9 protein-coding genes and 1 pseudogene are annotated in these 11,326 nt (G+C 36.0%); 2 read left to right on the top strand and 8 right to left on the bottom strand.

From position 1 onward, the window contains the following. Both BUA71_RS14480 and BUA71_RS14475 read left to right on the top strand, forming a co-directional pair. A partial coding sequence (locus tag BUA71_RS14480; RefSeq protein ID WP_139277113.1) for a DUF4138 domain-containing protein occupies positions 1-225 on the top strand: 225 nt, incomplete at its 5' end. A gap of 7 nt (positions 226-232) precedes the next feature. Beyond that, positions 233-598, top strand: a complete 366-nt coding sequence (locus BUA71_RS14475) for a nuclear transport factor 2 family protein (protein WP_072881033.1) — start codon at positions 233-235, stop codon at positions 596-598. On the opposite strand, the gene BUA71_RS14470 is transcribed toward BUA71_RS14475, so the two are convergent. The 8 genes and pseudogenes from BUA71_RS14470 to BUA71_RS14435 form a co-directional block, all read right to left on the bottom strand. Next, positions 595-3,735: a type I restriction endonuclease subunit R gene (locus tag BUA71_RS14470; RefSeq protein WP_072881031.1), complete on the bottom strand. Its 3,141-nt coding sequence runs from the start codon at positions 3,733-3,735 to the stop codon at positions 595-597. The genes BUA71_RS14475 and BUA71_RS14470 overlap by 4 nt on opposite strands. Next, positions 3,732-4,052: a Fic family protein gene (locus BUA71_RS17425; protein WP_245812608.1), complete on the bottom strand. Its 321-nt coding sequence runs from the start codon at positions 4,050-4,052 to the stop codon at positions 3,732-3,734. The genes BUA71_RS14470 and BUA71_RS17425 overlap by 4 nt, the downstream gene beginning before the upstream one ends. Positions 4,053-4,158: 106 nt before the next feature. Further along, complete coding sequence (locus BUA71_RS14460) at positions 4,159-5,187, bottom strand: virulence RhuM family protein (protein WP_072881027.1); 1,029 nt, start codon at positions 5,185-5,187, stop codon at positions 4,159-4,161. 42 nt (positions 5,188-5,229) lie between these two features. Then, positions 5,230-5,421, bottom strand: a pseudogene (locus BUA71_RS14455) (AlbA family DNA-binding domain-containing protein); the annotation flags it as partial. A gap of 10 nt (positions 5,422-5,431) precedes the next feature. After that, the gene (locus BUA71_RS14450; RefSeq protein WP_072881023.1) at positions 5,432-7,807 is read right to left on the bottom strand and encodes an AAA family ATPase; all 2,376 of its coding nucleotides are present in this window, start codon (positions 7,805-7,807) and stop codon (positions 5,432-5,434) included. Continuing rightward, positions 7,804-9,432 carry a restriction endonuclease subunit S gene (locus tag BUA71_RS17655; protein ID WP_175545969.1) on the bottom strand — a complete coding sequence of 543 codons (1,629 nt, stop codon included), beginning with the start codon at positions 9,430-9,432 and terminating at the stop codon, positions 7,804-7,806. The genes BUA71_RS14450 and BUA71_RS17655 overlap by 4 nt, the downstream gene beginning before the upstream one ends. Beyond that, positions 9,416-10,993: a type I restriction-modification system subunit M gene (locus tag BUA71_RS14440; protein WP_072881019.1), complete on the bottom strand. Its 1,578-nt coding sequence runs from the start codon at positions 10,991-10,993 to the stop codon at positions 9,416-9,418. Before BUA71_RS14440 ends, BUA71_RS17655 begins: the two co-directional genes overlap by 17 nt. Beyond that, a complete protein-coding gene (locus BUA71_RS14435; protein ID WP_072881017.1) occupies positions 10,994-11,197 on the bottom strand; it encodes a helix-turn-helix domain-containing protein in 204 nt (67 codons plus the stop codon). Positions 11,198-11,326: the final 129 nt, after the last annotated feature.

The following is an 11,326-nucleotide window of genomic DNA, read 5'->3' as shown; positions in this document are numbered from 1 at the left end:
CAAAAAGGAAAAAGGAAATCGTTGCAAGAAATAGGGATGAACCCGATATTTAAATATAACATGCCTACTAAAATTCCGGCGAAACAGACTGTAAAGTTAGTGTATGTGATGCCAAAATTTTCCTTAAGCAATGACCGCCGGGGAGTTTTGGAGCTCAATGAAAAGAATGGGGTAAGAAACGTGAAATTAAAGATTTCCCATCGGTTTATCAATAACCCAAATTAAAAGTATTATGAAAAAGTTCGTTATTTATTCCGTGATTTTATTTTTTGTCTCCTGCGCAGAAGAAAAAAATAATTCGCCATCTGAGACCGCTAAAATTGTAGCGGAAAGTTTCTATCAGGGTGATAAAACTACTTTAAAAAAGTACACTACCGAAGAAGGTTTTGCAAATTTTTCAAGTATTCAGCATATGTTTTCTCAACCCAAGGATTCTGAAGCTAATTTTCGAATTATCGATCAAAAAACGGAAAACGATGTGGCTTGGATAAAATACGAGACTTCATACGATAAAAAACCAGGAATTTTTAAACTTGTAAAGGTTGATAATCAGTGGAAAGTTACTGCACGCCGGCCTAGGGAGAAAATGCCTTTTTAAACAGCCCTATTTTTCTTAAAGTTCTCGGCTTGGTCAAAAATTTCATCATAAACTTCATCACGTTTTACCGGTGGATAACCGTGTTCATCCAGTAATAAAATTAATCCAACCTTTAAGGCTGCTTTTATGTCATTGCGTTTGCTCCAATCGGGGAATTGCGCTTGTTCGTCCACTAAATTTTTTACCGATTTTGAAAGATCTATAAGCTTATCTTCCGGGTACTGAAAATCGTATTTTATGCAGAGCTCTTTTAAAATATCATAAAAAGCTTTTTCCTCAAAATCGATCCCCAACTTTTCTCCTGCCGAGAATTCTTGTTGTACCTGCCAAATAAGGTCGGTGAGCTGTTCTGCCATCTCTTCATAAACCTCGCCGCGCAATACATCTCCTTTTCGTTCATTATATCGGGACACCAAACCTTCCATTTTTTGTGAGAAATCAATCCCTTTTACCTTGTTCACTTTTTTGATTTCCCCAATGGCCTTGGCCAATAATTGCTGTAAGAGTTTAATTTTGGTGTTGGGCAATTTAATCTTATCGATTTTCGCCAAATAATCTTCATCAAAGATATCTTGCTGGCTATTGGTTTCATCGCCCATCTTATAAATTTCTTCAACGCCTTCGCTGGCTAACGCATTTTTGATCATCTCTCTTACTTTAGCATTCATTTGGGCGGTATCGGGAGCATTTCCTTTAGTAAGCTTAAACACAATAGAGCGTATAGCCAGATAAAAATGAATATAATCTCTTTCCGTTTGATTTAATTTTTCACTTCCTGCACATATATCATAGGCTGCCTTTAAGCGTTTGACCAAATCCATAAAGCGGGTTTCTAGCTCTTTGGTTTTTTGTACAAACTCCACCGCCAAATTAAGCGTGTTTAACTGACTCAAGGGAGTTCCTTCAAAATAATTTGTACTATCGAACTTATGAAAAACCTTCCCTAATAAATCCAAATGGTTTCGCACTATGTTTAACGACTCTTTGATATCCTCAAAATTTTGCCGTTCTCCTTTATTGTACTTGGCGAGTGCTAAGTTCATTTGTTTTTTAATACCGATATAGTCAACTACCAGGCCTTTATTCTTATCCTTAAATTTTCTATTTACTCGAGAAATTGTCTGTATTAAGTTATGTTGCTGAATAGGTTTATCAATATAGATGCTATCTAAAAAAGGAACATCAAAACCGGTAAGCCACATATCCACCACAATCGCAATCTTAAAATTAGATTTTTCATTTTTAAATTGTCGGTCTAATTCCTTTCTGTATTCTTTAGTGCCGAGTAAATCATACATTTCTTTGGGATCATCTTTCCCGCGGGTCATTATCATTTTAAGCCTTTCCATCGGTTTTAGTTCTCGCTTGTCTTTTTCTGATAGTTCCGCGCCTTCTTCGGCTTTTCTAATTTCGGCCCATTCCGGTTTTATCTCTATAATATTCTTATAAAGTTCAAAAGCTATTTCTCGACTACTGCACACAAACATCGCTTTTCCTTTTACCGTGGCACCTTCTGAAACCCGGTTTTCATAATGTTTTACAAAGTCCTCTGCAATGGCTTGTAAGCGATCGGGATCTCCCAAAATAGCATTCATATTGGCCGATTGCTTTTTGCTTTCTTCTACCTGGTACTCGTTAGCGCCATCTTCTTCTGCAGCCTGGTAATATTCTTCAATTTTCTTTAACTCCCTATTTTCAAGAGCTACTTTTGCCGCCCTGCCTTCATAGACAATACGTACCGTAATTTCATCCCTTACGGATTCCGTCATTGTATATTCATCGACTACTTCGCCAAATACATCTAAAGTAGCATCTATAGGCGTACCGGTAAAACCTACAAAGGTAGCATTGGGTAAAGAATCATGCAGATATTTTGCAAAACCATAGGTTTTCTGAACGCCTTTTTCGGTGATTTTAATTTTCTGGTCAAGATTGGTTTGGCTCCGGTGAGCTTCATCAGAAATACAAATAACATTACTTCGGTTGGTCAGTAATTCGGTGTCTTCGGTAAATTTATGAATGGTGGTAAGAAATACACCGCCACTTTCCCTACCTCGAATGCGCTCTCTTAAATCTGCGCGACTTTCTACGCTGGCAATGGTATCATCACCGATAAAGCTTTTGGCATTGGTAAACTGTCCCGCAAGCTGATCGTCTAAATCGGTCCTATCGGTAATAAGCACAATAGTCGGACTTTCAAAATGATCACTTTTCATTAGGATTCGGGATAAGAAAAGCATCGTATAGCTTTTTCCTGAACCGGTGGCTCCAAAATAAGTTCCTCCTTTTCCATCCCCAGTCGGTTTTTGTGCTTTTTTGATATTGGCAAATAAAGCTCTGGCGGCATAATATTGCGGATACCGACAAACAATCTTTTCATCTTTCTTAGAACTATCTGGCACGTAAATAAAATTCCTGATAATATCCCGCAAACGATCTTGTTGCAGCATTCCTTGAATAAGCGTAAACATACTATCAATGCCATCGACATCCTTTGCTAAGCCGGCTATTCTGCGCCAGGCATAATAAAATTCGTAAGGAGCAAAAAACGATCCCGCTTTGGTATTTGCGCCATCGCTAATTACGCAAAAGGCGTTATATTTAAAAAGTTCCGGGATATCCCTTTGGTAACGCACGGTTAACTGGTTATAAGCATCGTGTATAGTAGTGTTTTCTTGAATAGCGGTTTTAAACTCGAACACCACGACCGGAATTCCATTTATATAAAGAATCCCGTCTGGAATACGTTTGTGGGTACCGGTTATTTCCAGCTGATTGACGAATTTATACCTGTTCTTATTTTCTTCGGAATAATCAATCAAATATATCCAGATATCTTTTTGGGAACGATCTTCCCGCTTTAAAGCAAAACCATCAGAAAGCATCTGCATAAAAGTTTTATTGCTTTCATAAAGATCGGAAGCAGGAAGGGTTTTTAGTTGAAGAAGAATAGATGCTATTTCATTATCGGTTATACCTTCTTTACGATACTTTTTCATTAAAAAATCGCGCAGATCTTCCTCAATAAGCACTTCCTCTTCCTTTCGGTTAATGCTGTTTCCTAATTGATGCGTATAGCCTTCTTGTGCTAATTGTTCAGCAAAAACGCTTTCCAAATGTGCTTCGGTAAATTTCATTCCTGTCTTGCTTTTTTTTCTTTTTCGGTAAGTCTATACCGCTGCTTACTACTCTTTGGTTTATCGGGGATGGTAAGTTCCACCACATCATTTTCTATGGCCGGCACCAAATAATTAATTCTAAAATTCTCTCTATCAGAGAGCCTTAAGTTGGCTTGCAACTCGGTCCTGCTATGATCTCCTATAAAAACATTTAAAAGTTCTCGTACTTGCGGGGTGACTTGCGGGGTACTTGCGGGGTAACTTGCTCGGTTGGGTAAACTTCTTCTGCGGAAGGCAACACCATTCTTAAAAAGTTTTCGGAAAAATGAAAACAATCTTTATCGTAATGTTCCAATATTATGGGGATTCCTGATCCTAGTTGTTCCAAGTCCAAAACTTTATATACCCACATCAATTCTTTATTTCTTATGAACTGTAGCTTCATTTCCTGTTCTTTAAATTCTTTATCACCTTATCAAAATCAGAATCGATGTTCTGAGTTTTATTAAACTTGTCATATTCTGAAAAAGCTTTAGTAGTTGCCTGTTTTTTAGATTTGTTTCCCAATCCCTTTAAAACTTTGTATTCATTGAACGCTAAAAACTTATTGACGCTTAATGCCAATTCCTTCATCGTAAAAGTATTCTCCCTTTCTATTAAGCCTTCTATATAATCAAAGTAACCAGTAACAGTGCGTTCTAACTGTTTGATTTGTTTTTCTTCCAAATAATTTTTACCAATACCCGCGTCTGATTTTAGAATTCTACCATCTGGTGCGTTTTTCCAAGTGGTCAATCCCAAATTTTCTTTTTTACTGTCTACTTTTTCAAAAATAATTTCTGCTGCCGTTTTTCCGGTAATCGCATAATGGAATTTATTCTGTACCGTTGCGTAAAACTTTCTCGTCACTGGAGATTGAGAATCATAATCAATACTACACTCGGCAAAAATATCGGTAATTTGTTGATAAATTCGTCGTTCGCTTGTACGTATGGAACGTACACGCTCCAATAACTCCCTAAAATAATCCTTGCCAAAAACTGTTTTTCCTTGTTTAAGACGTTTATCGTCTAGAGCAAAACCTTTTATAATATATTCTTTTAAAGTTTTGGTAGCCCAAATTCGGAATTGCGTTGCTTTGTTGGAATTGACACGATATCCTACTGAGATAATGGCGTCTAAGTTATAAAACTCAATGTTTCGTTTTACCGCTCTGTCTCCCTCTTTTTGAACTTGTGCATATTTTGCACTAGTTGCTTCCTTTACCAACTCTCCCTCAGAAAAAATATTCTTTAAATGCTTGGTAACTACCGACCGATCCACACCAAATAAGGCTGCTATTTTTTGCTGCGTCAACCAAACCGTTTCATTTTGCACATAAATTTCTATTTTCACCTCGCCACTTGGGGCGGTATAGAGAATAAAATCACTTAGTTCATCACTCGGTTTTATGTTTTTGTCTTTCCCCATAGATAATATTCGTTAAAGTGTTGCTGTATTGTATGTTATGCGGTTGGTTTTAGGCATTTCTTTTAAAGGTTTAAATTGATTGCCATCCACAATTCGAACCCCAAGCGTTTTGCCTTCTTTATCAATCCCGATATAAATAATACCACCTTCCCGGTAATTGAGAAAAGCCACCACTTCTTTTTCCAAGCCTTCGGAAAGTTCACGTTTGTATTCTATGCGGTTGGTTTCAGGCATTGAACGTTTTTTATTGAACACTACTCATTAAGGCATCAAATTGATCTTTATCCCAATTTTCTAGCTTCTTAACAATTAATTCAGCTGCTTTTTTCATTTCAGGAACTTCAATTGGCTGCTGTCCTCTTTCAAAAGTTCCTGCCAAATGTGAATATTCATTATTTATCCTATCAGTCAATACAGTAGGTATTTCGTCCTCACCAAAAAATTTTCTCATTTTTTCAGTTTGATTTGAAGCATCAGGATATTTATAAAAAAGATAAATTTCAAAAAACTTCCTTGCATTGTTTCCAAAATTATAAAGTAGTGTATAGTTCTGATCCGTGAGTTGTCCTAAGTTAGAACAGTCAACTATTTGTTTGAATAAATGATTAAACTCAGTGACATTTCTTTTAATATAATCAGGCATTTCGGAGATAATTGATATTTTATCTTTTCTCTCGATAATAAAGTGTCTTACTCTATCCTTCTTTTTGTCATTATGGCTTGGAAGTCGTTGTAAATACTTAAAAAAATTAAGATTATGGGTTGAAATAAATATTTGCTCAAAATCTTTACTGTTGTAGATTTTAATTTTTAATAATGAGTAAATAAAGAAAATATGATTCCCGTCTAAACTTGATATTGGATCATCAATCCAAATAATCGGATTTTTTTCTTTTGTTGCGATATCTTGAAGTTTTGCGACAAAATAACAGAAAGCGATTAAACTTTTTTCACCTTCACTGAGATGATAAGCTTTTTTTCCTTCTCTTCGAATTTCAAATCTGTAGATATCGTTGCCTGTTTCTTCATCTTCAAACTCAATTGCTTTCATTGTCAAAAATTCGTGGCCAAAATGATCATTCAAATATTCGTTAACTTTATCTGCTCCTTTGCTTTCATCTTTCAGTTCCTTTTGTTTCTCAGAAATGTTCTTCAGTAATTTATCAATCTTATCTTGCTTGGCATCCTTTTTATTCCTCTCATTTTTTTCTTTTTCAGCAAGGGAATCAAGTTCAGTAATTAAATCATCATATCTAATATCATTAATGAAATCGTGAACTTCTTTGAGTCTTAATTTTTTTTTGGCTTCATTTTGATCAGAGTCTAATTTTGATGAGTACTCGTTAGAATTCGTTCTGATTTCCTCCAGTTTATCTTTTGTGTTTTCTACATCGGCTGAAAAATCATCGACATCAGTAAATACTTGATGATTGAGAATATTCTTTTTTTTACTTATCAGTTGTTTTTTAATTAATTCCAGTGAGCTAATATAATTTTCAACATCAGTTATATAAGAATCCTTCGTACTGTAAAAATCACCTCTAAATTTTGAATAAATTTGGTCTTTTGTAAAAATCACATACTCATCTAATAATTCTTTTTCATCATCAATTTGAGAAACTAAATCATTAATATCTTTTTCCAGCTTATCTGATTCCTCATCAAAATGTTTATCTAACTCACCCCATCGTTCTTCACTTATCGGGTTATTGCAAAACGAACAAATATTTCGATTATCCTGATGCAACTCTTTACCTTCTTTAACCCACCTGTTAAGCACGGCATCTTTTGCAAGTTCTTGGATTTTGTCAGATTGACCAATTTTACGATTTACTAACTCACTTGCTTTTGTTTGAAATTCTGAAAACCTAAGATTTAAACTTTCCAATTTGGGAATTTCATCCTTAGTCTCTTCTTTTAAAACATTCTCGGCTTGAGATTCCTCTTGTTCATTCAATGGTTGATAAGAATCCGTTTTAACCGATTCTATATCTAATTTAAGCTTGTTAATATTGTAATTGACTTCTTCGTATTTGGACTGATATTTAATGCCGTTTGGCTGTCCGGTAGCTTTATTTTTCAGATGTTTATTGAGGCTTTCCTCTGCATCGGAATAAGAATTTTTAGCAGTTTCATGTAAAGTCTTCAAAGTCTTTAAATCTTTATAGAAACCTGTTTCGCTGTCTTCTTTATTAGAGCCTAAATCCTTTTTAAGGTCTTCAATTTCTTTTTCTATTTCATTGTTCCCTTCGCCTAAAATGGCAAAAGCTTCTACACTTTCATTAGGATCAAAAATAAACTTTAAATTATCTTCTATAAAATCTTCGTTAAAAACTCGAACAGTTTTACTATGTGTTGTAAAGTTCACTTGCGTTACATCGGTACTATCCTCTAAACTAATACAGCATTCAGGATCTTCATATTTATCAGAAATCTGACCTGTTTCTAATGCTCTAACAATTCTGGAAAGTGTTGTTTTTCCCGAATAATTGCGACCATAGAGAATATTGAGCTTTTTGAAAATAATGATATTATCTTCGTTTTTGTCTCTAACAGTTTTATCCCAATCAAAATCTTTAAAAACTCCAAGATTCTTTATACGTTTAAATTTCGTAATCATACCATTTCTTTTTCTTTTTTCACATTTGCCATTCTTGAAAGAAGAAGATTTTTCAATTTATAAAGTTGGATGTTTTGAAACTCTTTACTTCTAATACTAAAATAGAATTGTTCTATTTTCCTATTAAATAGTTTTTTCAAATATTTAGGAGGTATAATTACTGATTTACCCTGAAAATCCTTTGTTACCAATGCACTAAAAACGGCACCTACAGCTTCTCCAATAAGTTCTTTGATTGTAAGTATAGCTAATTGATGCCCATAAAACTGAAGACAATCTGGTTCAGTGAAAGCATAACAACTTTGATTCATGGACATTTCTGTTCCAGCTATACTTATTTCACCAACAGTGCCCCGCGCTGTAATAAAAATTGTGTTTTTACTATATAACTTACTACTACAATTATTTAATCCTTCTTCGGTTAAAGTCTTTTCAGATTCAATCACATAGTAACTATCATTAACATCTTTAGGGGTGAAAAAGGGAATATTACCGTTCCAATAATCTGGGTTTTGCGTTCTTGGAGTGCCACCTCCACTAATCTCTAAAGCCTCCAAAAAACTCCCATCTTTCCACCCCTCCGGAATCTCCTTATCCAACTCCTCATTATACACCATTTTCCCTGCCGTCCTCAACTGTGTTTTCGGGGCAGGTAAACCTGCTTTTATAATTTCAAGGCCGCCAGCTTTTTTAATTTGTCTATCAATCCAAGTTCTACCATAACCCGTTTTTAATTCTTTTTCTCGTTTTGCGGCTGCTTCTTTAGTATCAAATTGTTCCCAATGTATAACCTTTACAGGTTTGTGCTGTTTGGTATGTTTAGCGCCTTGGGCGGTATAATGTTCATAAAATCGGCGATACAAATCATTTGTTATACCTTTATAAATACTGTCATCGTCACAAAGTATGAGATACACAAACCAAGTTCTTCCATCTGATATTGGCAAACCTCCCGTTCTTTTATAATTACATACTTGAGCAATTTCAGATTTCAGTTCATTATCAGATATTTTGAGGTTTACCTGCCCGTGAGGACGATAGTCCGAAGGAAGGCAGGGAAACTCGAAATCCACAAACCAATGTTTATATAACGCCTGCGCAGTTTCTTCCAGTTTTTGGTTAAGCTGCTCATTGAGTTTTATTCGGTTTTTGACCACATTGTATTCCGCAACAATTTCGCGCTGTTTTTCAATGGAAGGAACTGGTAGTTCAAAACTTAAAAAATCTTCCCATTCCAAACTTCCTCTTACACCTCCTACTGCGTGAAACGTGGCTTGCCTATCAAATTCTTCACGCGAAAACCACATCATTAAATAATCTGGATGGAGTAAATCTTCATCGATAACTTCAAAGACCGGATAAGCCTGCGAGATGATTGCTTCCTTAAAATCCTTTAAAATAGCAACAGGCATTTTCTTGTCTCTACGAACCTGCATGATACTACAGGCAAACTGGTTTTTTCGAACAATTTTATAATTGCGCATATTGGTTCCCACCGTATTGGCCACGGAAGGAATAAACTCTTTCGTAATGCTCAAGCCTAAAAGCGTGGTTATTTTCAACTCCTTGTTCCGTTCATCCACCAGACGTATGTAATCGCCAATAGGCCTATAATTTGATCGCATAACCGAGCTCTTTAAAAACATCCAACAATTCACTTTTTGATTGTTCTTCTTGCTGCAACAAATTACTCAACTCGCTTTGTAAACTTGCCATCTTGGTATCAAAATCGATATTTTCATCCCGGTTTACAAACTCAATATACTTGCTGGGCACCAAAGAAAAATCTTTCTTTTCAATCTCTGCTTTGGTGGCGCTGTAACAATATTCCGGAATGTCTTTATATTGTGGGGAGTCTGAGCCTACCGGAGACTGCCAATTGTGATAGGTTTTAGCAATATCCTGAATATGCTTAGAACTAAACTGGGTAAATTTCTTTTCAAAAGGCTCGCCTATCTGGCGCAAGTCCATAAACAAAACCTCTTCTTCCCGATCACGGTAGTGGCGTTCTTTATCGCCAATAGAACGGGTATGCGCAGTTTTGTTTTTATTAAGTATCCATACGGTTACGCTTATGTTAGTGGTATAAAACATATTCTGCGGTAAAATCACAATCGCTTCCACCAGATTGTTTTCTACCAGCTTTCTCCTAATTTTATATTCTTCGCCACCACCTGATAAAGCACCGTTTGCCAAAATAAACCCGGCAACGCCATCATCAGACAATTTGGACACCATATTCAAAATCCAGGCGTAATTGGCATTACTTTTTGGTGGAATATCATAACCTCGCCACCGTGGGTCATCGACCAATTCATTTTCGGCCCGCCATGCTTTTTGATTAAACGGCGGATTGGCCATAATATAATCGGCCTTTAAATCTTTATGCTGGTCGTCGCTAAACGTATTGGCTGCTTTCTCGCCCAAATTGGCAGAAATCCCACGAATAGCCAGGTTCATTTTTGCCAGTTTATAAGTGGTGTTGGTATATTCCTGGCCGTAAATGGAAATCTCTTGCTTGCTACCGTGGTGACTTTCAATAAATTTAATGGATTGCACAAACATACCGCCCGAACCACAAGCCGGGTCATAGATAATCCCTTTATAAGGTTCAATCATTTCGGCAATCAGGTTTACAATACTCTTGGGCGTATAAAATTCTCCTTTCCCTTTTCCTTCCGCCAAAGCGAATTTGGACAAGAAATATTCATACACGCGACCCACCACATCCTGGGATTTGTCTTTTTGGGTATCAATCTTATTGATCGTATCTAAAAGCGATCCCAATTTGCTTTTCTCCAAACCAAGTCTGGAAAAATAATTATCGGGCAAAGCACCTCTTAAAGAAGGATTGTTCTTTTCAATTTGGTTAAGCGCTGTGTCAATTTTTAAAGCAATATCGTCCTGTTTAGCATTTTTAATCAAATAGGACCAACGCGAAGTTTCATTCAGAAAAAAGACGTTCTTCATATTATAGAAGTCTTTCATTTCGAGGTATTTCTCTTTGCCCTCGGCAATCAACTCTTCTTTTCGTTTTTCAAATTTATCGCTGGCAAACTTTAGGAAGATAAGCCCCAGCACCACATGTTTGTATTCGGAAGATTCGATGGACCCCCGCAGTTTATTAGCTGCATCCCAGAGGTTCTCTTCAATAGATTTTTCTTTTTTGATTGTCTTTTTAGCCATTTATGATTTTAAGTCTTTATGTTTCAATAGAAGATCCTTTGCTTCTACATTGAGTATTTTTGCTATTCGGAATAAATCTTCCACACTGGGTTGCCGTCGGTTTTGCGCGTAGGAATTTACCATATTATAGCTTTTTCCCAACTTTTCGGCCAACCATTTTTGGCTGTGGCCTTTTTCTTGCAAAACGGTTTTAATCCGGTTCATTGTCTCAGAAGTTTACGAATCCTCTAAATTATAAAACTTTCTTAAATATCTCATTGAATGAGTAGAAGGATTTATTGGAAATAGCAAATCAATATTTTGACGACGGTCTCGGCATTATATTTTTAAGTG

It is taken from the genome of Salegentibacter echinorum (assembly GCF_900129445.1).
GTDB lineage: Bacteria > Bacteroidota > Bacteroidia > Flavobacteriales > Flavobacteriaceae > Salegentibacter > Salegentibacter echinorum.
Note: the sequence above shows the minus strand (reverse complement) of the source record. Positions and strands in the feature narration are given on the sequence as shown.

Excerpts from the sequence above, each read along its gene's own strand:
- BUA71_RS14475 (WP_072881033.1), top strand. The coding sequence starts at position 233 with ATGAAAAAGTTCGTTATTTATTCCGTGATTTTATTTTTTGTCTCCTGC.
- BUA71_RS14470 (WP_072881031.1), bottom strand. The coding sequence starts at position 3,735 with ATGAAATTTACCGAAGCACATTTGGAAAGCGTTTTTGCTGAACAATTA.
- BUA71_RS14460 (WP_072881027.1), bottom strand. The coding sequence starts at position 5,187 with ATGGGGAAAGACAAAAACATAAAACCGAGTGATGAACTAAGTGATTTT.
- BUA71_RS14450 (WP_072881023.1), bottom strand. The coding sequence starts at position 7,807 with ATGATTACGAAATTTAAACGTATAAAGAATCTTGGAGTTTTTAAAGAT.
- BUA71_RS17655 (WP_175545969.1), bottom strand. The coding sequence starts at position 9,432 with ATGCGATCAAATTATAGGCCTATTGGCGATTACATACGTCTGGTGGAT.
- BUA71_RS14440 (WP_072881019.1), bottom strand. The coding sequence starts at position 10,993 with ATGGCTAAAAAGACAATCAAAAAAGAAAAATCTATTGAAGAGAACCTC.
- BUA71_RS14435 (WP_072881017.1), bottom strand. The coding sequence starts at position 11,197 with ATGAACCGGATTAAAACCGTTTTGCAAGAAAAAGGCCACAGCCAAAAA.